23 protein-coding genes are annotated in these 25,064 nt (G+C 64.3%); 12 read left to right on the top strand and 11 right to left on the bottom strand.

All coding sequences use genetic code 11. The features are described 5' to 3' along the window. Window positions 1-282: 282 nt before the first annotated feature. On the bottom strand, window positions 283-1,602 hold the full coding sequence (locus PDMSB3_RS02195; RefSeq protein ID WP_165184405.1) for an MFS transporter: 1,320 nt from the start codon (window positions 1,600-1,602) through the stop codon (window positions 283-285). A 95-nt stretch (window positions 1,603-1,697) separates the two neighbouring features. Between PDMSB3_RS02195 and PDMSB3_RS02190 the strand changes: the two genes are divergently transcribed. The 7 genes from PDMSB3_RS02190 (at window position 1,698) to PDMSB3_RS02160 (ending at window position 8,387) form a co-directional block, all read left to right on the top strand. Next, window positions 1,698-2,585 carry a LysR family transcriptional regulator gene (locus PDMSB3_RS02190; RefSeq protein ID WP_007179369.1) on the top strand — a complete coding sequence of 296 codons (888 nt, stop codon included), beginning with the start codon at window positions 1,698-1,700 and terminating at the stop codon, window positions 2,583-2,585. 497 nt (window positions 2,586-3,082) lie between these two features. Continuing rightward, window positions 3,083-3,799: a c-type cytochrome gene (locus PDMSB3_RS02185; protein WP_007179370.1), complete on the top strand. Its 717-nt coding sequence runs from the start codon at window positions 3,083-3,085 to the stop codon at window positions 3,797-3,799. Next, a complete protein-coding gene (locus PDMSB3_RS02180) occupies window positions 3,796-5,193 on the top strand; it encodes a c-type cytochrome (RefSeq protein ID WP_007179371.1) in 1,398 nt (465 codons plus the stop codon). Before PDMSB3_RS02185 ends, PDMSB3_RS02180 begins: the two co-directional genes overlap by 4 nt. A 24-nt stretch (window positions 5,194-5,217) precedes the next feature. Continuing rightward, on the top strand, window positions 5,218-5,394 hold the full coding sequence (locus PDMSB3_RS02175; protein ID WP_007179372.1) for a hypothetical protein: 177 nt from the start codon (window positions 5,218-5,220) through the stop codon (window positions 5,392-5,394). Between the two features lie 2 nt (window positions 5,395-5,396). Continuing rightward, the gene (locus PDMSB3_RS02170) at window positions 5,397-5,969 is read left to right on the top strand and encodes a cupredoxin domain-containing protein (protein ID WP_007179373.1); all 573 of its coding nucleotides are present in this window, start codon (window positions 5,397-5,399) and stop codon (window positions 5,967-5,969) included. Further along, window positions 5,956-7,581, top strand: a complete 1,626-nt coding sequence (locus PDMSB3_RS02165) for a b(o/a)3-type cytochrome-c oxidase subunit 1 (protein ID WP_007179374.1) — start codon at window positions 5,956-5,958, stop codon at window positions 7,579-7,581. The genes PDMSB3_RS02170 and PDMSB3_RS02165 overlap by 14 nt, the downstream gene beginning before the upstream one ends. Further along, window positions 7,578-8,387, top strand: coding sequence for a c-type cytochrome (locus tag PDMSB3_RS02160; RefSeq protein ID WP_007179375.1), 810 nt, complete (start codon window positions 7,578-7,580; stop codon window positions 8,385-8,387). Before PDMSB3_RS02165 ends, PDMSB3_RS02160 begins: the two co-directional genes overlap by 4 nt. Before the next feature lie 72 nt (window positions 8,388-8,459). Here PDMSB3_RS02160 and PDMSB3_RS02155 read toward each other — a convergent pair whose 3' ends face one another. Then, on the bottom strand, window positions 8,460-10,109 hold the full coding sequence (locus PDMSB3_RS02155; protein ID WP_007179376.1) for a methyl-accepting chemotaxis protein: 1,650 nt from the start codon (window positions 10,107-10,109) through the stop codon (window positions 8,460-8,462). Window positions 10,110-10,407: 298 nt separating this feature from the next. Here PDMSB3_RS02155 and PDMSB3_RS02150 point away from each other — a divergent pair, with 298 nt between their 5' ends. Further along, the gene (locus PDMSB3_RS02150) at window positions 10,408-11,211 is read left to right on the top strand and encodes a bestrophin-like domain (protein ID WP_007179377.1); all 804 of its coding nucleotides are present in this window, start codon (window positions 10,408-10,410) and stop codon (window positions 11,209-11,211) included. A 45-nt stretch (window positions 11,212-11,256) separates the two neighbouring features. On the opposite strand, the gene PDMSB3_RS02145 is transcribed toward PDMSB3_RS02150, so the two are convergent. The 8 genes from PDMSB3_RS02145 to PDMSB3_RS02110 form a co-directional block, all read right to left on the bottom strand. After that, window positions 11,257-12,069 carry an HpcH/HpaI aldolase/citrate lyase family protein gene (locus tag PDMSB3_RS02145; protein WP_007179378.1) on the bottom strand — a complete coding sequence of 271 codons (813 nt, stop codon included), beginning with the start codon at window positions 12,067-12,069 and terminating at the stop codon, window positions 11,257-11,259. 34 nt (window positions 12,070-12,103) lie between these two features. Next, a complete protein-coding gene (locus PDMSB3_RS02140) occupies window positions 12,104-12,856 on the bottom strand; it encodes a GntR family transcriptional regulator (RefSeq protein ID WP_007179379.1) in 753 nt (250 codons plus the stop codon). A gap of 46 nt (window positions 12,857-12,902) precedes the next feature. Next, a complete protein-coding gene (locus PDMSB3_RS02135) occupies window positions 12,903-14,093 on the bottom strand; it encodes a CaiB/BaiF CoA transferase family protein (RefSeq protein ID WP_007179380.1) in 1,191 nt (396 codons plus the stop codon). Further along, window positions 14,090-15,253, bottom strand: coding sequence for an acyl-CoA dehydrogenase family protein (locus PDMSB3_RS02130; protein WP_165184403.1), 1,164 nt, complete (start codon window positions 15,251-15,253; stop codon window positions 14,090-14,092). Before PDMSB3_RS02130 ends, PDMSB3_RS02135 begins: the two co-directional genes overlap by 4 nt. A gap of 10 nt (window positions 15,254-15,263) precedes the next feature. Continuing rightward, the gene (locus tag PDMSB3_RS02125; RefSeq protein ID WP_007179382.1) at window positions 15,264-16,676 is read right to left on the bottom strand and encodes an MmgE/PrpD family protein; all 1,413 of its coding nucleotides are present in this window, start codon (window positions 16,674-16,676) and stop codon (window positions 15,264-15,266) included. A gap of 6 nt (window positions 16,677-16,682) precedes the next feature. Further along, entirely contained in the window at window positions 16,683-18,089 is a 1,407-nt protein-coding gene (locus tag PDMSB3_RS02120; protein WP_165184400.1) for an MFS transporter, read from the bottom strand. Window positions 18,090-18,263: 174 nt separating this feature from the next. Next, window positions 18,264-18,764, bottom strand: coding sequence for a MaoC family dehydratase (locus PDMSB3_RS02115; RefSeq protein ID WP_165184398.1), 501 nt, complete (start codon window positions 18,762-18,764; stop codon window positions 18,264-18,266). A 230-nt stretch (window positions 18,765-18,994) separates the two neighbouring features. Then, window positions 18,995-19,687: a GntR family transcriptional regulator gene (locus tag PDMSB3_RS02110; RefSeq protein WP_007179385.1), complete on the bottom strand. Its 693-nt coding sequence runs from the start codon at window positions 19,685-19,687 to the stop codon at window positions 18,995-18,997. A 215-nt stretch (window positions 19,688-19,902) separates the two neighbouring features. Between PDMSB3_RS02110 and PDMSB3_RS02105 the strand changes: the two genes are divergently transcribed. The 4 genes from PDMSB3_RS02105 (at window position 19,903) to PDMSB3_RS02090 (ending at window position 24,067) form a co-directional block, all read left to right on the top strand. Then, on the top strand, window positions 19,903-21,318 hold the full coding sequence (locus tag PDMSB3_RS02105; protein WP_007179386.1) for an MFS transporter: 1,416 nt from the start codon (window positions 19,903-19,905) through the stop codon (window positions 21,316-21,318). Further along, window positions 21,315-22,670, top strand: a complete 1,356-nt coding sequence (locus PDMSB3_RS02100) for an MmgE/PrpD family protein (RefSeq protein WP_007179387.1) — start codon at window positions 21,315-21,317, stop codon at window positions 22,668-22,670. The genes PDMSB3_RS02105 and PDMSB3_RS02100 overlap by 4 nt, the downstream gene beginning before the upstream one ends. A gap of 2 nt (window positions 22,671-22,672) precedes the next feature. Then, entirely contained in the window at window positions 22,673-23,410 is a 738-nt protein-coding gene (locus tag PDMSB3_RS02095; protein ID WP_165184395.1) for an MmgE/PrpD family protein, read from the top strand. 105 nt (window positions 23,411-23,515) lie between these two features. Further along, on the top strand, window positions 23,516-24,067 hold the full coding sequence (locus tag PDMSB3_RS02090; protein ID WP_007179389.1) for a GlcG/HbpS family heme-binding protein: 552 nt from the start codon (window positions 23,516-23,518) through the stop codon (window positions 24,065-24,067). 76 nt (window positions 24,068-24,143) lie between these two features. On the opposite strand, the gene PDMSB3_RS02085 is transcribed toward PDMSB3_RS02090, so the two are convergent. Next, window positions 24,144-24,884: a GntR family transcriptional regulator gene (locus PDMSB3_RS02085; RefSeq protein ID WP_165184393.1), complete on the bottom strand. Its 741-nt coding sequence runs from the start codon at window positions 24,882-24,884 to the stop codon at window positions 24,144-24,146. Between the last annotated feature and the right edge of the window lie 180 nt (window positions 24,885-25,064).

The raw sequence follows: 25,064 nt of genomic DNA, 5'->3' as shown, positions 1-25,064 counted from the left end.
ACGGCCCCTTGACGAGGCGTGGCGTGCCAAGGCGGCCATAAAACCATCACCACAACTTCACGAAAATCGGAACGTTCCGAATCCGGTAGAAAACCAATTGCCCATTGCGGATTTATCAAGGAACCAGTGAATAAATACGCAAAATGGATATTTTTTTGTTTTTCAAACGACCCATTTCCGTCCTAAGTTCGACGGCTCAGCACTCATCGCCGAAGTTCGATGCAGCGCCCCTCGCGTGAGAAAAGCGCGCCGCACGCCATATCGCCAGGCGGCGCCGTGATTTCATCGGGTTGCATCGCCAATGCGCGCCGCGCTCAGCTTGCGTTCACGCGCTGCACGCGGAAACACCGGTAACGCGATCAATGCGCACACGCTGGCCACGGCCCACACCATCGGCCACGAACCTGCGGTCAACAGCGGCGGAATCGCCAGCGGCGTCACGAACAGCGTGAGAAAGACACAGGTGTTGCCGATCGCCAGCGCCGTACCCGCGCGGTTCGTCCCCGCCAGCGTGGCGAGTTCCGTAAAGGCGACGCCGTGCCATGCCGACGCGCTCACGCCGCCCAGCACGACCGTCAGCGCAAACACCGCGGTCAGTGCCGCGCGATGCATGCTGGCGAGACCCGTTAGCAGCGCGAGCGAGGCGAACAGCACCGCCGTCAGCAAGCTACAGGCGCGCATGTAAGCGCGCCGGTTGCCGCGGCGGTCGGTCCAACCGCCGCTCCACACCCGCGCAATCGCGGCGCCTGCTTGCACCGCAGCCATCGTCACGCTGATCGCCAGCACCCCGGCGCGGCTGAAGTCGTGAAGAAACACCGTTCCAAACGTCACCACCGCAAGTTGCGGCACGCACAACGCTCCGGCGCCGAGCGCCACACGCCAGATGCCGATGTCACGCAACGGCGAGACCCTCGTACGCCCGCCGCTCGCCGCTGCCGTGTCGTGGATTTCACGCGCGCCGTCCGCGTCCGTATGAGAAGGTTCGTGCAGCCAGCGCCACGCGAATGCCGCGGTCATCGCGCATGCGAGCGCGAGCACGGCATAAGCGCTCGCGAAACCGAAGTGCGACGCGAGCACCGGCAGCAGCAACGCACCGAGACCGCCGCCCGCAGGCACTGCGGTCTGCCGGATACTCATGGCGAGCCCACGCTCACCTTCGCGAAACCAGGCCATCACCGCGCGGCCGCTCGAACCGTTGACGCTGCCGCCGAGCAATCCAACCAGCAACAGGCCGAGCGCGAGCGTGGTCACGCCCGGCACATGCGTAGCGGACGGCACGACGAACAGCGCCAGCCCGGCCAGCGCGGCGGCGGTCGAAAGCAGTCCGAGCAGCAGCACGCGCCGATCGCCCCAGCGGTCGGTCAGCAGTCCCCACGGCAATTCGCTGACCGCGATGCCGAGGCCGAGCATGCCGAGCACGAGACCCAACCCGTCGTTGCCCAGGTGATAGCCCGAGCGCAGGAAAACCGCCGTAGTCGGAATTCCCGAAAATGCCGCCGAAAAGCTCGCGTTAGCAGCGAAACCGACTCCGAGCACTTTCCACCGATGCCTTGCCGTACGCCCGCCGGATAACCCTACGGCCGCCATTGATTCGTTTCCCATCTCACCCTCCGCAAAGAATCTGGAGGTATCCTACGGCTGGGCCTTCTATCGGAAAAGCCGGAAATCCAGATGACGTCCATCGGATATACCGAATCATGAGCCAACGCGGATTCGATCTGACGCAGTTGCGGACCTTCGTCGCGGTCGCCGAATCGGGCAGCGTCTCGGCGGGCGCGGAGCGCGTGTTCCTGTCGCAGTCTTCCGTCAGCGAGCAGTTGAAGAAACTCGAGGAGCGCGCTGGCCAGCCGCTCTTCATACGCAGCAAGCAGGGCGTCAGCGCCACACCCGCCGGCACCCGCCTGCTCGACCATGCACGGCGCATCATCGCGATGAGCGAAGCCGCGTTCGAAGACCTGCAAGGCCGCTCGCTCGACGGCGAGTTGCGCATCGCCATTACGGACTACTACCGTCCGCACGACATCGCGCGCATTCTCAAAACGTTCTCGGAACAGCACCCGCGCCTGAAGCTGCACGTCACCGTGTTGCCGAGCGCGGTGATCGACAGCAGTGCGGGCGACGATGCGTCGTTCGACATCGGTCTCTCGCTGCGCCTCGTCACGCACAACACACGCGCCGCCGGCCGGCGCACCGGTGCGCCGGGTACTGTGGTACGGCGCGAAAAACTGCTGTGGGTCAGTGCAGCCGATTTAGCTCCGCGGCCCGCTACGCCTTATCCGCTTGTGTTGCTGCCGTCGAGCTGCCAGTTGCAGCGTTTCGTCGTGAAGTTGCTGGACGAGCACAAAGTGCCGTATGTGGTGTCGCATTCAGCTTCCGGCGTCGCCGGCTTGCAACTCGCGCTGAAAGCCGGGCTCGGCATTTCCTGTCTGAACGACTCGTCGATCGGCGGCGGTGTCGTGGCCTGTCCAGCAAGCGAGGGTTTGCCCACGTTACCCGCCGTGGAGTTTCATCTGTTGCCTGGACGGATCGGCGAAAGCGAACGTGTGAGCAATGCTCGCACGGCTTTGATGCGGCTCTTCAGTTGACGGCGATCGACCGCGCGGACGACAAGGCCCACGCAGTTTCGCCGAGGCCCGTGATCCATCATCAAACAATCACATTCGCAAGATACCGCCGGCGGGCAAGACGATCTGCAATGAAACGTTGAAAGCCCTCCGGCCGACGCCTATCATGAACATGAGTTAGGTCAAGCAAGCTTTGGTTTGTTGTTGACGCGCCGAATGAATTCCTGCAACCTCACACACGCTGCTCAACGTTTCAAGCGTTAATCCCGCAGCCCGAAAGCCGCCACCACTGGTGCATTCAGGCAGATCATCGTTCTAGAAAGCAATCGCATCGCCGCAGCAAATCAACACTCGCCATTCAAGAATAAGTCCGTTTTCGATTTGCTCTTTTTGCAGTTGTTATACGAGAAAAAAACTGGCGGAGTTGCCACGCGCCGCACGCGGATTCAGGAGCAAATCCACGAGCGAATGCGCGAGAAATAATCGAAAAGAAAGAACGTTCCCAATAGAGGCCTGGCGTGCATCGTAGAACTATCGGATCGTCGGTTCTGTTAGTGTTTTACGTCCTGTGGAGCGGCGTGGCGCTTGCCGCCACCGACGCGTCCAGTGCCATGCCTTCGGCAATGGACGAACGCGTGCGTGCCTGCACCTCATGTCACGGCGTGCAGGGCCAAGGCCTGAACAACGACTACTTTCCACGCATTGCCGGCAAACCGGCCGAGTATCTGTTCAATCAGTTAACCGCGTTCCGCGACGGCGGCCGTACCTATCCGCCGATGGGCTATCTGCTCGCCTTCCTGCCCGACGACTATCTGCGCAAGATCAGCCAGTATTTCGCCGATCTGCAACCGCCTTACCCCAACGCCGATCAAAGCAACGTCGCGCCTGCGGTGCTCGCCGCCGGGCAGCGCCTCGTCACGCAAGGCGACCCGGCCCGCAAGATACCGGCGTGCATTGCGTGCCACGGCGCGCGCATGACCGGCACGCAGCCGGGCATCCCCGGCCTGCTGGGTCTGCACGCGAGCTATATCGCCGGGCAGATGGGCACCTGGCGCTCGGGCACGCGGCACGCGCTCGCGCCGGACTGCATGCATTCGATCGCGGTCAAGCTCTCCGACAAGGACATCACCGCCGTATCGAGCTGGCTCGCGCGTCAGCCGCGTCCGGCTGATCCTCGGCCCGCGCCGGCCTCCGGAGAGCGGCTGCCTCTCGCATGCGGGAGCCAACCGCAATGAAGCCGACACTTCGCTCTCCGGGTTCTTTGCGCGCGCTGCGCACCACTTTGCTCAACACCTGGCTCGCCACGACGAAGAGCCGACGCACGCGAGCACCGTTCGTGTCCGGCCTGCTGATAGCCGGCGTGATCGTGGCCGGCAGCGCCGCGCTTCTGCGCGCATCGCATACACCGTTGATCGCCGAAGCACGCGCCGCCGACACCGCAGCATCCGCGCCGGGCGCCAGCGCCGACACGCGCTCCGACATCGTCAAACGCGGCGAGTATCTGGCGCGCGCCGGCGACTGCGTTGCCTGCCATACGGCGCCGCGCGGCAAACTGTTCGCGGGCGGCCTCGCCATGGAAACGCCGTTCGGCACGCTGTATTCACCGAACATCACCCCGGACGCGCAGTACGGCATCGGCACCTGGAGTCAGGACGCATTCTTCAAGATGATGCGCACCGGCCGCACGCCGGACGGCACGCTCATCTATCCGGCCATGCCGATCGCTCAGTACACCAAGGTCACGCGCCAGGACTCGGACGCGATCTTCGCCTATCTGCAAACCGTCGCGCCGGTGCGCGAGCCGAACCGCAAGCACACGCTGCGTTTCCCGTTCAATCAGCGCAACCTGCTGTACGGCTGGCGCACGCTGTATTTCCGCGAAGGCGAATTCCAGCCCGATCCGACCAAATCGGTCGAATGGAACCGTGGTGCGTATCTGGTCGAAGGGCTCGGTCACTGCACGATGTGCCACACCAAGATCAACATGCTCGGCGGTTCGTCGCAAAGCGAACAGTTTGCCGGCGGCCTGATCCCTGTGCAGAACTGGTACGCGCCGTCGCTGACTTCGGACAAGGACGGCGGCCTCGGCGACTGGAGCATCAAGGACATCGTCGATCTGCTGCAAGCGGGCATTTCCGATCGCGGCGCCGTGTACGGCCCAATGGCCGAAGTCACGTACCACAGCCTTCAGTACATGACGGAAGAGGACGTCAAATCGATGGCCGTTTATCTGAAGACCTTGCCGGACAAGAGCGGCCGTAAGTCGGGGCCGTCGGCGCCGACCAACACCAACGTGTTCGCGCTGGGCGAAAAAATCTACGCCGACAAATGCGCGCTCTGCCACGGCGCAAAGGGCGAAGGAAAGTTGCAGCACTACCCGCCGCTCGCCGGCAATCAGTCAATCGAAATGGACTCCTCGGTCAACCCGATTCGCATCGTGCTGAACGGCGGGTTTCCGCCGGGCACGATGCGCAATCCGGAACCGTACGGCATGCCGCCCTTCGGCCAGGAACTGAACGACACCGACGCCGCCGCCGTGGTCACCTATATCCGCACCGCGTGGGGCAATCACGGCCAGCCCGTGACGCCCCGCGAGGTCAACGAGTTGCGCAACGCACCGCTGCATTGAGCCGCCGCACTGGAGAACCTTTAGATGGAAGCAAACGATACCGGTAGCGCGGCCCCACCCACGGACGACGAAGTGGAACGCGTCGTCGCGGCCGGCCCGCATGGCGCGATCGCCGTGGCCGGCGTCGCCACGCTGATCGTCATGGCGATCTGGTTCGGCTTCTACTTTCTCGTGTTTCTGCCACGCGGCGTCGTTCACTGATCATGTCGACTGATTCCAATCATCAATCGGGCGGCGGCCACGCAGTCGCCTTACGCGCCGAGCGCCGCTGGGCCATTTTCGCCGTCGCGCTGATCGTGCTGATGCTGGCCGTGATCGTGTACTCCGGGCTTCATTGGGCGATGATGCCGCCCTCGCGCGTCGAAACGATCGACCCGTCGCGCCTGCAACTGTCCGGCGAATTCGTCGAAGACAACCTGGGCAGCGCGGTCGAGCCGGACGGTTCGGTCGTGGTGCGCTTCATCGCACAGCAATACTCGTTCACGCCGCAATGCCTGCTGGTGCCGGCCGACACGCCGATCACGATCCGCACCACCAGCGCGGATGTCGTGCACGGCCTGCTCGTCACCGACACCAACATCAACACGATGGTCGTGCCGGGCTACGTCGCCACGCTGAACACGCGCTTCGACGCGCCCGCCGATCACACCATGCCGTGCCACGAGTTCTGCGGCTTCGGACATCAGACCATGTGGGCACACGTGAAAGTCATCGACAAAGCCACCTTCTTCGAGCAAGCCCGACAATCACGGAGGCTGAGCTGTGTTTCACGCTAAGCGACTCGTTCTCGCGCATTTCTGGCTCGCCTTCATTGCGTTTCTGATTGCGCTGCTGCTCGGCGCCTGGCAGATGCTGGTGCGCAGCCCGCTGCTGCCGTGGGTCGGCGACCCCGAGCTCTACTATCGTTCGGTGACCGCGCACGGCACGGTGATGGCTTATGTGTTGCCCACTCTGGTGTCGATGGGCTTCGGCTACGCAATCGTCGAACTCGCGCTCGCGCAGCGCCTCGTGGGTCTCAAATGGGCATGGGCCGCTTTCATCATGCTGGCGGTCGGCGCGGTGATGGCAATGGTGCCGGTGGCGCTCGGCCAGGCCTCGGTGCTCTACACCTTCTATCCGCCGATGATCGGCAGTCCCTTCTATTACCTCGGCGTGGTGCTGGTGGTGGTCGGCTCGTGGATCTGGGTCGCGCTGATGCATGTGAATCTGCGCATCTGGAAACGCGCCAACCCCGGCAAGCCGGTGCCGCTCGCGATGTTCGCCAACGTGGCGGGCGCGTATCTGTGGGCATGGACCGCCATCGGCGCTGCGCTGGAAATCCTGTTCCAGATCCTGCCGGTCGCGTTCGGCCTCACCAACACGATCGACGCCGGCCTGTCGCGCATCCTGTTCTCCTGGACGCTGCACGCGATCGTCTACTTCTGGCTGATTCCCGCGTATATCGCGTACTACACGCTGGTGCCGCGCGCGATCGGCGGACGGCTCTATAGCGATTCGATGGCGCGGGTGTCGTTCATCCTGTTCCTCGTCTTCGCGATGCCGATCGGCATCCACCATCTGTTCGCGGATCCGCAGGTCGGCTCCGGCTTCAAGTTCCTGCATGCGGTGTTCACCGGCATGGTGTCGGTGCCGACGCTGCTCACGGTGTTCACGATCTGCGCGTCGGTTGAAATCGCCGGCAGGCTGCGCGGCGGCAAAGGCGCGTTCGGCTGGCTCACCGCGCTGCCCTGGCAGAACCCGATGATGCTCGTGCTCGCGTTCTCGTTCGTGATGCTCGGTCTGGGCGGCGCGGGCGGGTTGATCAACATGAGCTATCAGTTGAACTCGACCGTGCACAACACGCAGTGGGTGACCGGGCACTTCCATCTGATCTTCGGCGGCGCGATCGTGATCATGTACTTCGCGATCGCCTACGAATTGTGGCCGCAACTGACAGGCCGCGCGCTCGCTTCAGTGAAGCTGGTGCGCACGCAACTGTGGCTGTGGTTCATCGGCATGCTGGTGGTGACACTGCCGTGGCACTACGTCGGGCTGCTTGGCGCACCACGCCGCATGGCCTATTACGATTACAACACGCCGGGCATGCAATCCCAGGCGTTCTGGGTCGGCATGTCGGCGGTGGGCGGATTGATCCTCGTGGTGTCCGGCGTGCTGTTCGTCTACATCCTCGCCAGGTCGCAATTCGGCCCGGTGGTGCAGCAGCAAAGCTTCCGCTTTGCCAGCGCGACGCAGCCGGTGGAGCGCGTGCCGGCCGCGCTCAACAGCTTCGGTTTATGGGTGGCGCTGATGATCGGCCTCACGGTCGTCAACTACAGTGTGCCGATCGTGCAGTTGCTCAGATTGCCGCAGACCTCCGTGCCGGCAGTCGTCGTCGGAGCGCAGCGATGAATCAGGAACGCGTCTTCAGCTTGCGCAACCCGTGGTTCACGTTGAGCGTGGGCGGCACGATTGCGATTGCCGTCGTGTCGATATTGATCGGCTTCATCTGGCTGCCTTCGGCGAGCAACGCATTCGGCGACCGCGGCCTGTGGGCGACGATCTGCAGCGCCGCGGGCGCGCCGTCGAGCTGGTATGGGGGCACCAATCTCACGGGCCCCGCGCCGAGCGAAGTGGTGGTCCTGCCGCCTTTGCGGCGCGTGCGCGCCGACGCGATTTCAATCGGCCGCGGCGCGACCATTGCCACGCAAAATTGCTCGATGTGTCACGGCGTGCTGGGCACGGTGCAGGTGACGGCGCCCGCACTCGCCGGGCAGTATGCCGACGTGGTCTACAAAGAATTGCGCGATTACCAGAACGGTGTGCGCCAGAACGCGATCATGCAACCGATCATCGCGGCGCGCAGCGACCAGGATCTGCACGATCTGGCCGCTTACTATGCGTCCCTGCCAAGAGCGCCCGCGGCGGAGGTGCCGGCCACCGGCACGGAACCGGATGCGAACGCCGTGAAGCTTGCCATGCAGGGCGATCCGCAGCGCAATATCGCGCCTTGCGCCGCATGCCACGGGCAACTGGATCGCAAGGGTGCGGCGCCGTGGCTGGGCGGACAGTCGTCGGTCTATCTGGCGGCGCAGATGCGCGCCTTTGCTTCCGGCGCACGACACAACGATATCAACGAACAGATGCGCAACGTCGCGCGGCAGATGACGCCCGCCGAGATCGACAGCCTGGCCAGGTACTACGCGGCCATGCAGTAACGGATGTATCGGCCGCGCTGCGGCGCATGTTCCAGACACGAAATGCGTCGCAACGCCGAACATCCATCCATATCAGGCCGTAGCGAACTCACCCGTATCGGCCGTCTTCGGCGTGGCCGCCGAGCCGCTACGCCGCCCGGCAGACCCAGAAGACGACACCGCGCCGCTCCCCGTCTGGAACACCGAGACGGCGGCAGTCAACCGCCGTGCCTGCTCCTCCAGCGAACTCGCCGCCGCCGCGGCCTGCTCCACCAGTGCGGCATTTTGCTGAGTCACCTCGTCCATCTGCGCGACCGCGAGATTGACCTGATCGATGCCGGTGCTCTGCTCGATGGCCGCCGCCGCAATTTCACCCATGATCGAACTCACGCGTGCAATCGCGTCGACGATCTCGGTCATCGTCGAGCCCGAGCGTTCAACCAGTTGCGAGCCGGCCTGCACGCGCGCCGTCGATTCGTCGATCAAACCCTTGATCTCCTTCGCCGCCGCTGCGCTACGCTGCGCGAGCGAGCGCACTTCGCTCGCCACCACCGCGAAGCCGCGTCCCTGCTCACCGGCGCGCGCGGCTTCCACTGCGGCGTTCAGCGCCAGAATATTGGTCTGGAACGCGATCCCTTCGATCACGCCGACAATGTCGGCAATCCGCCGCGAGTCGTCGACGATGCCATGCATCGTGCCCACCACCTGCCCGGTGAGATCGCCGCCTTGCGCGGCCAGACTGGATGCGCCCTGCGCGAGCGAGCTGGCCTGCTTCGCGTTATCCGCCGTCTGCTTGACCGTCGACGTGAGCTGTTCGATGCTTGCCGCCGTCTCTTCGAGCGACGCGGCCTGTTCCTCGGTACGTTGCGACAGATCGGTATTGCCCGCGGCAATCTCGCTCACGCCGGTGTCGATGGATTCCGTGCCTTGACGCACCGAGTTCACCGTCGCGATCAGCGATTCCTGCATCTTTTGCAACGCGGCCGCGAGACGGCCCATTTCGTTATTGCTGCTCACGACGATCTGGCCCGTCAGGTCGCCATTGGACATGCGCTGGAACTGCGCGATGGTGGCGTCGACCGGACTGACGATCGCGCGCACCAGCACCGCGCGGCCGATCAACGAGCCGAGCAGCGATACGACCATGCCGACCGCCACCACGACACAGATCACGTAGAACAGATCCTGCGCAGCCTGATAGCGTTGCGCGCCGTGATCGAGTTGCAACTGTTCGAGCGCGAGCATGGCCTTTTCGTACCCGCTATAGAGCGACGGCAGCTTGTGCGCCTGCAATTGCTGGAAGGCCGTCCTGTCGTTCGACCTGAGCGCGGCAAGAGCCGGATCGACGCCCTCATGCAGAAAGGCATCGCGCTTGTCCTGCATGTCCTTGATGAGACGCTGTTCGTCGGCGTCCGTGCCCGCGCGGCTCACAAAGTGGGCAAGGCGGTCGTTGGAGGCTTGCTGGTACTGATCGAAACGCTTGAGCACGGCGTTCGCGCCGTCCTGATCGTTCAGGTCGACGAGCGAAGCATATGTCGCCAGCGCGAGACGCAGGCGCAACAACTGCCCGGCGCTGCCTTCGAGGTCGGCAACAGCGGGTGTGTCGACGGTGTACATCTGCTGCAGCGAGGCGTTGCTCGAACGCAGCGACAGCAGGCCAGCGGCGGCGCCGACCAGCAGCGCGAGACCGAAGAACACGATCAGCATGGTCAGACAGGTGCGAATCGACAGATTTTTCAACATCGGCTTGTCTCCGTTGGGCTGCCTGACCGAACGCTCGATAAAAGCCTCGGCCACGCGTGCTGCGCCCAAGCCGAATCGACCAGGTCCGCAACTATTGTCCGAATGTAAGTGAATGCCACATGTAAGGACTACGGCGCGATAATCGAAAACTTGATGGTCGATAACGCCGACGCTTGTGATACATCAACATACGAGCCAACATGAACGGCGACCCGCGCCGGGCGTGGCGGGACTACCCCGGTTTTCAGCGGCAGGCGGTTGATGGAAAGTGACGGGGGTTCGTCTGCGGAGCATTCATATGTCTGAAGTCGGCTCGACCCTGGTGGTTTTCGTTCTATTGCTCGCCGCGACCGGTGTCGGCGTGTGGGTGCGGCCGCTGTTGCCCGAAGAGCACAAGGCGCATGAAACCGTGCAGTTGATCCAGCTGGTGATCGGCATGCTGGTGACGTTTGCCGCGCTGGTACTCGGCTTGATGACGGCGTCCGCGAAGTCCAGCTTCGACACGGCATCGAATGATCTGCGCAGCTACGCGGCCGATCTGATCGAATTCGACACGACCTTGCGCGAATACGGCACGGATACCGATCCGGCCCGGCGCCTGTTGCGCCAGTACACCGCGGCGGCGATTGCCTCGACGTGGCCCACCGAAACGCCGCCCACTGGCGAGTATCCGAAAGACATCGGACCATCGCAGGGCAACTCGCAGAAACTGGAGAACACGCGGCTCGGCGACATGCTGACCGCCGTGGGCAGGGAGTTGCGGCAACTACGGGCGCATGACCCGCTGCAACAGCGCGCGCTCAACGACGGATTGGCGCAATACCGGCGCGTGGTGGACGCGCGGTGGAAGCTCATCGAGGAAGCGCACAGCTCGATTTCCCAGCCGTTCCTCAAGACATTGACATTCTGGCTGGGCGTGATTTTTCTGAGTTTCGGCCTGATCGCGCCGCGCAACGCGCTGGCGTTGGTCACCATTTCGCTGGGCGCGGTGTCGATTGCTTCGGCGATCTATGTGATCGTCGATCTGGATACGCCGTTTACCGGGCCGCTAGTAATCTCCAGTTCGCCCATGAGAGATGCGCTGGACCACTTAAGCCGGTGAGCACCGCATGGCTCGCCTTGCCGCCGGCCCAAACGCCCCACATTGTCAGTGGATGAGCGTGTCGAATTCCGCGATCTTCTTCGCCCGCTCGATAACCGGCCGGTCGACCAGCTTGCCGTCTACCGCGAACGCGCCTTCCGGATGCTCGCTACAAGCAGCGAGAACCCGCGCCGCCCACCGGCGTTCGTCCTCGCTGGGCGCGAAACCGCGGTTGACCGGATCCACCTGCCGCGGGTGAATGCACAGCTTGCCGCCGAAGCCGAAACGCCGCGCGCCGGCCACATGCTCCGTCAGGCGCTCCAGATGGTCGAGCTCCAGCGTCACACCGTCGATCGGCGCGGCGAGGCCCGCATAGCGCGATTCGATCACCATCTGCGAACGCACATAATTCAGTTCCACGCCGAGCCCTTCAATGCCGGCGTCGCCGCAAAAATCCACCGTGCCGAAGGCAAACCGCGCAACCGACGGCACGCCGGCAATTTCCCGCATCGCCACCACGCCCGCTACGGTTTCGATGAGCGCCACGATCCGGACCGCTGATGGCAGCCGCGCGGCGACCTCGGCGAGTTGCCGCGCGCTGTCCGACTTCGGCAGCATCATCACGGAGACGCCCGAAGCCCGCACCATCTCCATATCGCCGAGATGCCAAGGTGTGCCGACCGCGTTCACGCGCACGATCAGCCGCGCCGGACCCACCTTTGGCAGCCAGCGCTGCAGGGCGTCGCGCGCGGCAAGCTTCGCCGCCGGCACAACCGCGTCTTCGAGATCGATCACCACCGCGTCGGCGCCAGTGTCGAGCGCCTTGGCAAAGCGCTCGGGGCGGTCGCCCGGCACGAACAGATAACTGCGTGCGTCCATGTTGTTCTCCTGAACGGCACGCGGCGCGATATTGCTAGTTCGCGTGCCAGTCGCGTTGAAACGTTTCGGAATAACTGTAGCGATCCGCCGGATGCACGCTGATCGTCAGTTCGACCACCTGCCCCCGCCGGTTCAGATAACGGCGGCACAACCACAGCGCGGGCGAACGCGGCTTTGCGTTCAAACGCTGCGCCAACGCCGCCGGCAGCGCGACCGCGCGGATTTCCTGCTGCACTTCGGCGATCTGCTCGCCGAACTGCTTTTCGATCAGCGTGTAGATCGGCACGTGCGTCCGGCCGCTCAAACCCGTCAACGAACGGAACGCCGGGTGGATATACACTTCGGTATGGCAGATCGGTTCGACACTCCCCGGTGAGAGACGAATGCCCTCGGCCAGCAGCCAGGTTTCGCCAGGCTTTGCGCCGAGCCGCCCGATCAGATCCGGGTCATCGATCTCGACGGTCTGCGTCGATGCGATTTCCAGCTCCGTGTCGGACGTATAGCGGTGCAGATCGCTCAGGCGCTCCATCACCTGACGGTACGCGGTCTCGCTCTGCGTGGCCTTCACGCGGGTGCCGATGCCGGGCCGCCGGTCCACCAGACCGCGCTGCTCCAGTTGCTTGATCGCCTGACGCACGGTGAAGCGGCTCGCGCCGAACTGCTCGCATAGCTCGAACTCGGTCGGCAGCAACGTGCCGATGGGAAACTGCCCACCCTGAATCTCGTTGAGGAGCGTCTGTGCCAGTTGCATGTAGCGCGGCTGTTGCCCGAGGACTGTCGTGGCCATCTTGGTGTGCAAAAAAGTGGAAGAGCGGACGGTTGCCCGCCCGGCCTTATTGCACCACACCCGCCTCTCTCAGCAAAGCGATCCTTTCCGCACCGTAGCCCAGCTCGTCGAGCAGACGCTGCGTGTCCTGCCCGAGATCCGGCGCGGCGCGCGTCGGCAAGGGCTCGTCGATCCGCACCGGCGCGGCCACGCCGCGTACCGTGCCGAAACGCGGATGTTCGGCGTTCACCACGCATTCGCGCTCGACCACGAAGGGATTCTCCAGCGCCTCCTTCACGTTGAACACCGGCGCCGCCGGTACGCGGCCGCCGAAGCGTTCGAGCCATTGCGCCGTGGTGGCGCCGGAGAGCACCGCGTCGAGTTCGGTCTGCACCAGCTCGCGATTCGCGAGACGCGCCTGGAAGTTGCAAAAGCGCGGGTCGGTCACCCACGACGGTTTGTCGAGCACTTCGGCAAGCACGCCCCAGAATTTTTCCTTGTTGCACATCAGGAAAATCCAGCCGTCCTGCGTCTTGTACAACTGGCTCGGCGTGAGCGACGGATGCGACGAGCGGTTCTCGCGCCCCGTCACCACACCGCCGTTCAGATACCACGTCGCGACATACGCGAGGTTATGCAGCGCGACGTCGAAGAGACTCACGTCGATGTCGCGTCCCTTGCCCGAGGTCTTCGCATCGACGAGTCCGGCGAGCAGCGCCATCGCCGCGGTCGTGCCGGTCATCAGATCGATGATCGACAGGCCGAAGCGCGCCGGCGGGCTGTCGGGTTCGCCCGTGACCGACAGATAGCCGGCCTCGGCTTGCATCAGATAGTCGTAGCCAGGCCATGCCGCGCGGCTGCCGGTGCGTCCGTAGGCAGACAGATGCCCGCACACGATCTTCGGATTCGCTTCGCACAGTTGCTCGTACGTGAGCCCGAGTTTCGCCGGCAGATCGCCGCGCAGATTGTTGAACACCGCGTCGCTCTTCGCGACGAGGTCGAGCAGTACCGCGCGCGCTTCGGGCTTCTTCAGGTCGAGCGTGAGACTGCACTTGTTGCGATTGAACGCTTCGAAAAAGTGGCTATCGCCGTCGCCGAAAAAGTACGGGCCGACTGCGCGGCCGACATCGCCGCCAGTGGTCGGATGCTCGATCTTGATGATCTCCGCGCCGAGGTCTGCGAGATGCTGGGTAGCGAACGGCCCTGCGCCATATTGTTCGATGGCGAGCACCCGCACCCCCGAAAGAGGCAAACTCATACCGGACTCCGTTCGATCAGTTGCTTCGCGATGATGATGCGCTGCATCTCGTTGGTACCTTCGCCGATGGTGAGGAGCGGCGCATCGCGATACAGGCGCTCGACGTTGTACTCCTTCGAATAGCCGTACGCGCCATGAATGCGCATGGCCTCGATGCTGTTTTCCAGCGCGGCTTCGGTCGCGAAGTATTTCGCCATGCCCGCTTCCATATCGCAGCGCTCGCCGCGGTCGTATTTCTGCGCGGCGGCATCGACCAGCAGGCGGCCCGCTTCGACGCGCGTCGCCATCTCGCCGAGCTTCAGCTGGATAGCCTGGTGCTCGCAGATCGGTTTGCCGAAGGTTTTGCGCTGCTGCGAATAACTGACGGATTCGTCGAGCGCGGCTTGCGCAACGCCGACGCCGCGCGCCGCGACATTGATCCGGCCGAGTTCGAGGCCGCCGAGTATCTGCTGCAGGCCACGGCCTTCCACGCCGCCGATCAACGCGTCGGTCGATACGTGGTAATCGTTGAACGACAACTCGCAGGTATCGATACCCTTATAGCCGAGCTTCTCCAACTGACGGCTGACCTCGAATCCCGGCCCTTTCTGCACCAGCAACAAGCTCATTCCGCGATGCCGCGGCTGCGCCGTCGTATCCGTCTTCACCAGCAGCGCCAGAGTGTTGCCATGCTTGCTGTTGGTGATCCACGTCTTGTTGCCGTTCACCACGTATTCGTCGCCCACGCGTTTCGCGGTGGTGCGAATCGCCTGCAGATCGGTGCCGCAATCGGGCTCGGTGAGGCCGATGCCGCCGCGCCACTCGCCTGTGGCGAACTTCGGCAGATATTTGCTTTTCTGCTCCGGCGTGCCGTTGCGTTGCACCAGCATCGCGAGAATCAGATGCGAATTGATGATGCCGCTCACCGACATCCAGACCCGCGAGATGCGCACGATGATCTGCGCGTAGGTCCGCGTCGACAGACCCAGCCCGCCATACTCGGGATCGATAATGCAGCCGAACAGGCCCATCTCCTTCATCTTCTCGACGATCTCCGCCGGGTAGATATCGTCGTGATCGAACTTGTGGACGTATGGGCGCACCTCGGTTTCGAGGAAGCGGTCCAGCATGTCGAGAATCAGTTGATCGTTTTCCAGCGTGTCGAGTTCAGTTGCGGTCATGATGACGTCCTTAGGATGCGGTGTGTCCGGCGAGCGTGTCGGCAAGCGTGCGGGCCGGCCGTTCGTCGAGTTGCAATACGGCACGGGCGATCTGTTCGGCGGCGCTGCGCGAAACACTGCGTTGCGCGTTCGCGTAAAACTTGGCGACGATGTCGTCGTTACTGACGGGCCGGTCCGCGCAACCGCGATTGATCGCCTCGCGATGCGCGACGCGCGAACCGTCGCTGTGCTCCACCACGACTTCGCCGGTGTAGTGGCGCGGGAAGGTCGTGTCGGGGTCGATTTCGTAATCGACCCGTGCAGCGAGCGCCAGCACCGCGGGGTCGGCGAGCGCGGCCGGCTCGAGTTCGTCGAGCGTGAAGCGGCCTTTGAGCAATGCGGTGGCGACGATGTACGGCACGCTGAATTGCGCGTCGTAGGCGGTAACCGGTTTGCGCTTCGCATCGACCGGTTCGCACACGATCTCGACCGTACCGCGCGGCACCCTGGCGACCATGCGCCGGATCGAGTCGAGCGATTCGGCGGAAAAACGATGCTCGCGATGCAGCGCCATCGCCGCATCGGCCACCGCATGCGTGAAGTGGCAGGCAGGCAGCGGTTTGATCGCCACTTCATCGATCTGCCATGAGCTGCCGAGGCCTTCGCTGGCGATCTCGCGATCGGCCGCGTCGAGCGGCTTGCCGAGGTGGCTTGCGTAAAGCCCGAAGCGTCCTTCATAGGCCAGACGCGGGCCGGTGAAGCCGTGCTTCGCGAGCGTCGCTGCGGTGATGGCCGAGGCGGCCGCGAAACCCGGATGGGCGCGTTTGGTCCACGCGCCGTCTTCGAGGAATTCGAGGCTGCCGGCCGCCATCGACAACACGATGCCTTGCGCGTGCGCGACCCGCGCCTCGTCCAGTTGCAACAGACGCGCCGCGGCAACCGCGCAGCCGAACGCGCCGACTAGGCCTGTAGGATGAAAACCGGCGTCGTGGAATCCGCCCCTGGCCGCCGACGCCACGCGCGTCGACACTTCCATTGCGACGATGTACGCGGCCAGCAGATCCGCGCCGCTCACGGCGTCGCGATCGGCGAGCGCGAGCACGCACGACAAGGCGCTGGAGGTCGAATGGATGACACCGCGCGAATGTGTGTCGTCGAAGTCGAGACCGTGAATCAGCACGCCGTTCATCATCGCGGCATCGCGCAGGCCGAGCCGCCGGCCGTAGCCGATCACCGGCGAGCTGCCGTTGCCGAACTCGGAGAATGCGGCGAACGAGACATCCGCATACGGATAGCCACGCGACGCGAGCGCAATGCCTACGGCGTCGAGAATCAGATGCTTGGCGCGCGTCTGCACCGCATGCGGAACGTCGCGCAATTGCAGGCCGACGCCGAAGCGCGCGTACTGACCGGACAGCGTGACGGAGGAGTCGAGTGAAGTCATGGTGATTTAACCTTGCTGGGTAGCGGGCATCGGATCGGAATCGGTGTCGAGGCTCGGCGAGATCCGTTCGAGCGCGTGCTGATTGGTTTCCACGCGCAGCAGCAGAATGCCGAGCACCAGCAGCGCGAGAACACCGCTCACCATCGCCAGCACACCGGATACACCGAACGAGTTGTAGAGCACCACCGCGAGATACGGCGTGGTCATCGAGGCAGCGCGGCCGCATACGCCCGCCGTGCCCGTGCCGCGCAGGCGCAGTTCGGTCGGAAAGAGCTCGGGGATGTAGGCGAACAGGCCGAGCGTAGTGACCGTATAGATGCAGGTGACGAGCACGAAGCCGACACTGCTGATCGCCCAACCCGCATGCATGTTCGGATAGATGAAGCCGACCACGATCGTGGCGATCGCGAAGATCACCAGACCACGCGCACGGCCCACACGATCCGCGCAGAGAAAGCCGATCAACGCGCCGCCCGGTGCGCCGAACGCCATCAGCGTCGTAAAGCCGAGCGATTGCACGATGGTGAGACCTTCCTTGACGAAGAAGGTGGGCAGCCATGCAACAAAGCCGTACACCGAAATATTCACGGCAACCGCCGTGAGAATGGCGACCAGCGTGCGGCCGAGCATGGCGTGAGAAAACAATGCGGAGAACGGCGCTTTCGGCACTTCCAGATTTTCGATGCGCTCGACCGGCGGCAACGGACCTTTCTGTCGCTGCACCTCATGCTCGATGGTGGAAACGGTGGCCTCGGCTTCGTCGCTGCGCCCGACCGATTCGAGCCAGCGCGGCGACTCCGGCATACGGTGCCGCAGCACCCACACGATAATCGCGCCGATGCCGGCAATCGCGAACATATAGCGCCAGCCCAGATGCGGAATCACCACGTAACCCACCGCCGTCGACACCAGCAGGCCGGAATTGATGATGAGCGCGAGCAAGGCCGTCCAGCGTCCGCGCGATGCGGGCGGGATGAATTCGCACAAGGTGCCGGCCGCGACCACCAGTTCGGCGCCGAGGCCGACGCCCATGATCAGCCGCAGCACGATCAGCCACATCATGTTCGGCACGAAGCACGCGGCAATCGACGCAATACCGAAGATCAGCAGATTGGTCTGGTACGACGAGCGGCGGCCGAAGCGGTCGCCGAGATAACCGGCAAGGCCTGCGCCGATCAGCATGCCGAGAAACGTCACCGAGATGAACAGCGCGTTCAGCTTCAGATCCGAAAAGCCCGCTTTCACCATCGCGCCGAGCGCGCCGGCCGCGAGATAGATGTCGAAGGCGTCGAGAAAGGCGCCCGCGCTGATGAGCCCGAGAATCTTCCAGTGAAAGGACGCGATGGGCAGGCGATCGAGTCGCGCGCCCGAGTTGACGATACCGATAGCCACCTTTGTCTCCTTGGTGTGCATGCGGTGCGCGTAGGCGCTTGCCGCATCGCGGCGCCTGTTCGGGCGCCGCCGGAATCCGCGCGCGGACTGCTCTTGCCGGCAGCTGCGCGCTATGTGCTGCTTGTCGTTTTCACACTGCCCGAGCGCTCAGCCCGCTCATGCGGCGATCGGCACGATGCAGCGTCCAGGCTTCAATCAATCGCCGACGCCATGCCCGCGTGCCGGCACCAGCGCGCTACGCACGAAGTCCATGATCGGCGTGCCGTCCTGCTTGAACGCGCGGGTCTGCACGGTGACGATGCCCTGCCCCGGACGCGACTTCGATTCGCGCTTGTCGAGTACTTCGGACTCCGCATAGATCGTGTCGCCGCAGAACACCGGGCCGGTCAGGCGGATTTCTTTCCAGCCGAGGTTGGCGATCGCCTTGCCGCTGACGTCGTTCACCGAGAGTCCGAGCACCACGGCAACCGTCAGACCGCTATTCACGAGCAGACGGCCGAACTCGCTTTTGGCGGCGTAGGCGGCATCGCAATGCATCGGATGGAAATTCATCGTGAGCAGCGAGAAGTGGATGTTGTCGGCTTCGGTAATAGTGCGCCCGGGGCGGTGTTCGTAGATATCGCCCACCTGGAAATCTTCGAGATAGCGCCCGTAACTGGCGCGAATGCGGGTTTTGACTGCGACGTCAGATTCCATGCCTGTCTCCTGTATCGACCAACTTTATCTCTATTTGTTACTTTGTCCGTACAAACTGTGATGCGAGTATTGTCGGCGAGCGGACGAATGTCAAGACGACATTCGTCGAACCGATTGGTGAGGGCGGTCAAACGTGCCGCTGAGGCACGCCAGGACTGATGACCAGGTTTATCCCTGGCAGACGTTTCGGGTGCAGAAGAAGCGATGCGCGCGGCGCCGCCGCAAGTGCATCAACCGTTGCCGGATTCCGACTCCCACACCTGCTCGATCGCCTGTAACGCAGTCAGCACGATCGAGCGGTTCAGCGCCGCCGCGAGCGTGCCGTCGCGCTCCGCATACGCTTCGCACAGCCGTTGATGATCGGAGCACGAGCGCTGCATCCGGCCGGGCAGCGACGTGCTGAGGTGCCGCAGCCGGTTGGTGCGCATGCGCATCGAATCGAGCACTTCCTTGAAGATGCCGTTGCGGCTTACTCGCAGCTCTTCATCGCGAAATGCGACGTTGGCCCAGAAATAGCCGTCCACGTCAGCGCGCGCGGCCGCGTCGGCGAGACGCGCGTGAGCGCGCCATAACGAATCGATGTCCTCGGCGGTGGCATGCTCGGCGATCGCAAGCGACACCTGGCCGTATAGCAGGACACGCAGCTGATAGATCTCGCGCACTTCCGTGAGGCTCATGGACGACACGCGCGGTCGCCGTCGCGGCGACCAGTCGACCAGACGTTCGCGGTTCAGCACGAACAGCGCTTCGCGTACCGGCGTGCGGCTGACGTTGAAGCGTTTTGCCAGATCGACCGAATTCAGGTCGTCGCCCGGCTGCAGCCGGCCTTCGATAATGCCGCGCGCCACCCAGTCGACGATCTCCCCGACCGGCGATGCGTCGCCCTGCTCCTCGTCGTCGCGTGTGTCGACAGTTTCGTCCATCCCGTTATTCCTCGATATCCGTTGGCGTGCCGCCTCGCTGCGTGGACGGATTCTAGCAAACCGCCGCCCAGCCAGATCCGTCCAGCTCCCCGCTCAATTCCACTAAGTGTGTACAGTTAATTGAATTTCTCTTGAAATATATCGATCATTCGCCCTACACTTACATAAAGTGTCGACACTATAAATATAGGACATCAGTCCAGCCAGGAGACGGCATGTATATGGAAAAGGAGATCGCCGGCACCGCCGGCGTGGAAGCGAGCGTTTCGGCGCGGCTCGACCGCCTGCCCCCGACGCGCTATTTCAGCGGCCTCGTCGCACGCATTGCGATCGGCGGCTGGTTCGAGTTTTATGAAATGTTCATGGCGGCCTATATCTCACTGGGACTCATCAGCAGCGGCCTGTATCGCGCCACCACGGCCGGCCTGTTCGACGTCGACGGGTTCGCCAGTTTTCTCGGCTCGTTTTTTGCGGGGATGTTCGTGGGCACGGTGGCGCTCGGCGGCTTCACCGACCGCCTCGGACGCCGCGCCGTGTTCACCTGCGCGATGCTGATCTATTCGGTCGCGACCTTCGCCGCCGCGTTCCAGCATTCGCCTCAAGCGATGGATCTCTGGCGCTTCGTCGCGGGCCTCGGCATCGGCGTGCAGCTCATTACTGTCGACACTTATATTTCCGAGCTCACGCCGCATCACACCCGCGGCCGATATAGCGCGTTCAGCATCCTCGTGATCCTGACTTCCGTGCCGACCGTCGCCGTGCTGTCGTTTCTGCTCGTGCCGCACACCATCCTCGGGCTCGAGGGTTGGCGCTGGGTGATGATCATCGGCTCGGCGGGCGCCGTGCTGATCTGGTTCATGCGGCGCGGCCTGCCGGAGTCGCCGCGCTGGCTCGAAAGCAAAGGCCGGCTCGACGAAGCGCGCTCGATCGTCGATGCGATCGAAGCCCGCGTGGTCGCGGAAACCGGCCGCGCGTTACAGGCCCCGGCGCAACGTGCGCCGCAACCGCCGGCCGGAGAGCACGGCGGTTCCTGGTCGGAGATGTGGAAAGGCCGCTATCTGAGCCGCACGATCATGTTGTCGTTCTTCAACTTCTTCCAGACCTTCGGCGTGTACGGCTTCGGCGCGTGGGTGCCGGTGCTGCTGTACACGAAGGGCATCACGATCACGCATTCGCTGCTCTACACGATGGTGATCGCGTTCGCGACACCGCTTGGCGCGCTCGGCGCGATGGCGTGCGCCGAGCGCATCCAGCGCAAGTGGCAACTGGTCGGCTGCGCGATCGTCGTGGCGGTGGCCGGCGTACTGTTCGGCATGGTGCGCGAGCCGGTGTTGATCCTGCTGTTCGGCAGCGCCGTGACCATCGCGAACAACTGGCTGATCGGCATCTTTCACACCTATCAGGCCGAGCTGTATCCGACCCGGATTCGCGCTCGCGCCGTCGGTTTCGTGTTTAGCTGGAGCCGTCTGAGTTCGATCTTCGTCGGTTTCTGGGTGGCGGCATTGCTCAAGCATTCGGGCGTGCCCGCCGTGTTCGTGCTGATTTCGTCAGCCATGTTCGTGATCGTCGTGATGGTCGGGCTGCTAGGGCCGAAGACCAACGGCATTCGTCTGGAGGAGTTGTCTCAATGAGTTCCATCGCCGCCGCATTCGCGCACGGCCTTTTCGCACTGGCGCAGCGTCCGCTGCCGGTTCCGGTCGCAGAGGAAGCCAGGCGTTCGCTGATCAATGTCATCGGCACCTCGATCGGTGCGTCGCGGCATCCGGGGGTCGACGCGATCCTCGCCGCAGCCGCGGAACTGGGCGTGGCCCCGGTCGCGCCGGTGCCGGGCCGCAGCGAAAAGGTCGACCTGCATTTTTCGGCACTCGCGACCGGCTTTGCCGGCCACCTCGACGATTTCGACGACACGCATCTCGCGACCGTCATCCATCCGGCCGCCTCGGTGCTCGCCGTGCTGACTGCTCTCGCGCCGTCAACACGGCCCACCGGCGCGGCCGCGTTGACGGCGTTCACGCTCGGCTGCGAAGCGCAGTTGCGGGTCGGCGTATCGATCTCGCCGGAACACTACGACCGTGGCTGGCACATCACCGGCACGTGCGGCGTGATCGGTTGCTCGGTGACGGCCGCGCTGCTGCTCGGTCTCGACGAAGCGGAGTTGGCGCAAGCGGTGTCGATCGCCGCCTCGATGTTCGTCGGCCAGCGCGAAGCGTTCGGCACGATGACCAAGCCCTATCACCCCGGCAAGGCGGCGGCGAACGGCATTGCGGCCGCGCGTCTCGCACAGCAGGGCCAGCGCGCCGCCGCCGACATTTTCGAAGCCGCCGGCGGCTATTCGCATTCGCTGTCGACCAAGGTCGATTTCGATCTGATGAACGGCGCGTTCGGTGAGCGCTGGGAACTGCTTTTCAACACGTACAAGCCGTATCCGTGCGGGATCGTCGCGCATCCGGCGATCGATGCGGGCCTCGCGCTCGCGCCGCGGATCGCCGACGCGCAGTCGATCCAGTCGATCACGCTGCGCTGCCATCCGCTCGTGCCCGAGCTGATGGGCAACCCGCAGCCGAAAGACGGGCTGCAGGCGCGCTTCAGCGCGATTCACGGCGTGGCGGCCGCGCTGTGCGACGGCCAGGTGGGTCTCGCGCAATACGAAGACGCGCGCGTGGTGCGGGACGACGTCACCGCAGTGCGCGCGCTGACGAAGCTGGCGCCCGACGTAGCGGTCAACCGCGACGAAGTCTTTATCACGGCGACGCTGAAAGACGGCACGGTCGTCGAACATCACGTCGAACATGCGCGCGGCAGCCTTGCGCGCCCGTTGACCAACGACGAACTGATGCACAAGGTCCGTCTGCTGGTGGATTCGCAATTGGGCGACGGCACCGCCGCGCAGCTTGCCGCCGCCGTGGCGACGCTGGACACCGCCGCCAATCTCGACACGCTCTTTGCCCTGTGCGCGCCGACACGCTCTCGCAATGGAAACTGATCATGCATAACGCCGCTCAACATTCCGTCGTCTCCGACGCGCTCGCCGGCTTCGCCGTCGCCGCGCTGCCCGCTTCGGCCGAGTCTGCACTCGGCGCCGCGCGCGACGCGCTCACGCACGCCCGCCTGCTCACCGATCCGGCGACGCGCTCCACCGCGCAGATCACCGCGCTGCTGCAATCGCAGGGCAGCGCGGCGACCGACTCGCGCACCCGCGCATGGATTCTCGGCACATCGCTCGCGACGCAGGCCGCCGCGTCGCCGGTAATGCCGGTGCTCGCCGCCGTGATCGCCACCGGCGACAAGCTCGGTTCGTCCGAAAGCGATGCGATCGCCGCCGTCGCGATCGGTACCGAAGCCGCCACGCGCATTCTCGCCGCGGTCGATAGCGACGAGTTCCGCGCGCGCTGGAACGTGGCGTCGTCGGTGGGCTTGCTGGGTGCGGTGCTGGCGGTATCGCGCCTGCTGCGACTCGACGAAGCGCATACGCGTCACGCGCTCGGCATCGCGGCAACCCAGGCAGCGGGACTCGCGCACAATGCGGACCACGCGATGGAGGCGATCGAGATCGGCAAGGCCGCAGCGGACGCGCTCGAAGCCGCGATGATCGCGAAGCACGGGTTCACGAGCGCGGCCGCGTCGATCGACGGACGGCGTGGCTTTGCCGCGCTGATGGCGTATCGTTTCGACGCCTCCGCCATTACCGACGCGCTGGGCACGCGCTGGACTTCGCTCGACTGAGCGACGCGCTTCGCCCGGTGTGCCGGACACGGCGGGCGAAGTTTTCACCAGCCGTCTTGCTGAACGCGCTCGACACCTGACCGGCCACAACACGGAAAACCCAATATGACCAACAAGCGAATGATCAAAGCCTCGCTGCTCGCGCTGTTCTCGCTCGGCGCCGCACTGGGCGGGGCACTGGGCGACGCCAACGCGCAGACGCCCGCCTCCCAGCCTTCGGCCGGCGGCCTGCCGGCGCGCTCGCCGTTCGACATTCCATACGGCATGCCGATCAGCCTGCAAAACGCCAATCAGGCGCTCCAGGCCGCTGAAGCCGAAGCCGCCCGGCACGGCTGGCCCGAAGCCATCGCGGTGACCGATCCGAGTGGAGAGCTCGTCGCGTTCGCGAAGATGGACGACACGCAGAACTCGTCGCCGAACATCGCGCTGCGCAAGGCCGCGACCGCCGCGCGTTTCCGCCGCGACACGCGCACGTTCTATAACGGCTTCGAAGCCGGCCACACCTATTCGGCGACGCTCGATCCTTCGGTGGTCGCCTCGCCCGGCGGCTATCCGCTCATGATCGGCGGCAAGATCGTCGGCGCGATCGGATGCAGCGGCGGCAGCGGCGATCAGGATGCGGATATCTGCAAGGCGGGCGCGGACGCGCTGAAGTAGGCGCGTGGAGACGCGCGCGGATTGCCAGGCGCGACGGTTCCTGTATGCGCGCGACGCGGCTGGGCCGCGTATGCGATCAGTCCTGCAAGCCGCGCACGTTCCGATAAGAACAGCGGCTCGAATCGGCAAGGCGCACGCGAAATTCGACCGGCTGGTCCTTGAACGTGTAAGCCGTGCGCTCGATGCGCAGCACCGGCGCGCCCACTTCGATGTTGAGCGCGCGCGCCGCTTCTTCGTCGGCGGCCGCGCCGCCCAGGTCTTCCACCACGCGCACGACTGAAATCCCGAAGTGCTCCTGGTAAAAACCGTAGATGGAGCCGCGCCGCGCTTCGAACTTTCCTGCGTCGAGGTCCGGAAACACGTCGAGCGGCATCCACAAGCGATCGAGCATGACCGGAACGTCGTCATGCAGCCGAAGATTATCCGCAGTGGCAAGCCGTGCGCCGCGCTCGAGCCTGAGCGTCGAGGCGAGCGCCGGGCTCGCGCGCTCCTTGCCGAAGCGCAGCAGGCGCGCGGTCACCTTCATCAACTCGCCGGTCGTATCGACAAAGCTGAAGTATTGGTCGAACGCGTGTTCGTCGGCGAACTTCGCGACGATCGTGCCGCGCCCCGCGCGGCGAATCAGCAGGCGCTCGGCCACCAGTTCTTCGACGGCGCGGCGGATCGTGCCGATGCCCACGCCGAATTCTTCGGCCAGTTGCGGCTCCGCGGGGATCTTGTCGCCGGCCGTCCATTGGCCGGTACGCAGGCGCTCGAGAATACGGGCGCGGACGATTTCATAGAGCGGTTGCTCTCCCGGAGTACGAAATCCTGGCATTCAGGTCAGTGTCAGAGTGAAGAGAAAGAAGTCGGAACGAGCCGCTCGAACCGCGATGAAATGGCCGCGAGCGCACGTACGACATGCGCCGCCCCGCCCCGATTCGCAGCCCCACGGCGAATTCTCCGAAGGATACAGGATCGACACCTATATGCGTCACCGCGACCGTGCCGGGACGCC

The sequence above is a fragment of the Paraburkholderia dioscoreae genome, assembly GCF_902459535.1.
GTDB classification, from domain to species: Bacteria; Pseudomonadota; Gammaproteobacteria; order Burkholderiales; family Burkholderiaceae; genus Paraburkholderia; species Paraburkholderia dioscoreae.
Note: the sequence above shows the minus strand (reverse complement) of the source record. Positions and strands in the feature narration are given on the sequence as shown.

Excerpts from the sequence above, each read along its gene's own strand:
- PDMSB3_RS02195 (WP_165184405.1), bottom strand. The coding sequence starts at position 1,602 with ATGGGAAACGAATCAATGGCGGCCGTAGGGTTATCCGGCGGGCGTACG.
- PDMSB3_RS02190 (WP_007179369.1), top strand. The coding sequence starts at position 1,698 with ATGAGCCAACGCGGATTCGATCTGACGCAGTTGCGGACCTTCGTCGCG.
- PDMSB3_RS02180 (WP_007179371.1), top strand. The coding sequence starts at position 3,796 with ATGAAGCCGACACTTCGCTCTCCGGGTTCTTTGCGCGCGCTGCGCACC.
- PDMSB3_RS02175 (WP_007179372.1), top strand. The coding sequence starts at position 5,218 with ATGGAAGCAAACGATACCGGTAGCGCGGCCCCACCCACGGACGACGAA.
- PDMSB3_RS02170 (WP_007179373.1), top strand. The coding sequence starts at position 5,397 with ATGTCGACTGATTCCAATCATCAATCGGGCGGCGGCCACGCAGTCGCC.
- PDMSB3_RS02160 (WP_007179375.1), top strand. The coding sequence starts at position 7,578 with ATGAATCAGGAACGCGTCTTCAGCTTGCGCAACCCGTGGTTCACGTTG.
- PDMSB3_RS02155 (WP_007179376.1), bottom strand. The coding sequence starts at position 10,109 with ATGTTGAAAAATCTGTCGATTCGCACCTGTCTGACCATGCTGATCGTG.
- PDMSB3_RS02150 (WP_007179377.1), top strand. The coding sequence starts at position 10,408 with ATGTCTGAAGTCGGCTCGACCCTGGTGGTTTTCGTTCTATTGCTCGCC.
- PDMSB3_RS02145 (WP_007179378.1), bottom strand. The coding sequence starts at position 12,069 with ATGGACGCACGCAGTTATCTGTTCGTGCCGGGCGACCGCCCCGAGCGC.
- PDMSB3_RS02140 (WP_007179379.1), bottom strand. The coding sequence starts at position 12,856 with ATGGCCACGACAGTCCTCGGGCAACAGCCGCGCTACATGCAACTGGCA.
- PDMSB3_RS02135 (WP_007179380.1), bottom strand. The coding sequence starts at position 14,093 with ATGAGTTTGCCTCTTTCGGGGGTGCGGGTGCTCGCCATCGAACAATAT.
- PDMSB3_RS02130 (WP_165184403.1), bottom strand. The coding sequence starts at position 15,253 with ATGACCGCAACTGAACTCGACACGCTGGAAAACGATCAACTGATTCTC.
- PDMSB3_RS02125 (WP_007179382.1), bottom strand. The coding sequence starts at position 16,676 with ATGACTTCACTCGACTCCTCCGTCACGCTGTCCGGTCAGTACGCGCGC.
- PDMSB3_RS02120 (WP_165184400.1), bottom strand. The coding sequence starts at position 18,089 with ATGCACACCAAGGAGACAAAGGTGGCTATCGGTATCGTCAACTCGGGC.
- PDMSB3_RS02115 (WP_165184398.1), bottom strand. The coding sequence starts at position 18,764 with ATGGAATCTGACGTCGCAGTCAAAACCCGCATTCGCGCCAGTTACGGG.
- PDMSB3_RS02110 (WP_007179385.1), bottom strand. The coding sequence starts at position 19,687 with ATGGACGAAACTGTCGACACACGCGACGACGAGGAGCAGGGCGACGCA.
- PDMSB3_RS02105 (WP_007179386.1), top strand. The coding sequence starts at position 19,903 with ATGTATATGGAAAAGGAGATCGCCGGCACCGCCGGCGTGGAAGCGAGC.
- PDMSB3_RS02100 (WP_007179387.1), top strand. The coding sequence starts at position 21,315 with ATGAGTTCCATCGCCGCCGCATTCGCGCACGGCCTTTTCGCACTGGCG.
- PDMSB3_RS02095 (WP_165184395.1), top strand. The coding sequence starts at position 22,673 with ATGCATAACGCCGCTCAACATTCCGTCGTCTCCGACGCGCTCGCCGGC.
- PDMSB3_RS02090 (WP_007179389.1), top strand. The coding sequence starts at position 23,516 with ATGACCAACAAGCGAATGATCAAAGCCTCGCTGCTCGCGCTGTTCTCG.
- PDMSB3_RS02085 (WP_165184393.1), bottom strand. The coding sequence starts at position 24,884 with ATGCCAGGATTTCGTACTCCGGGAGAGCAACCGCTCTATGAAATCGTC.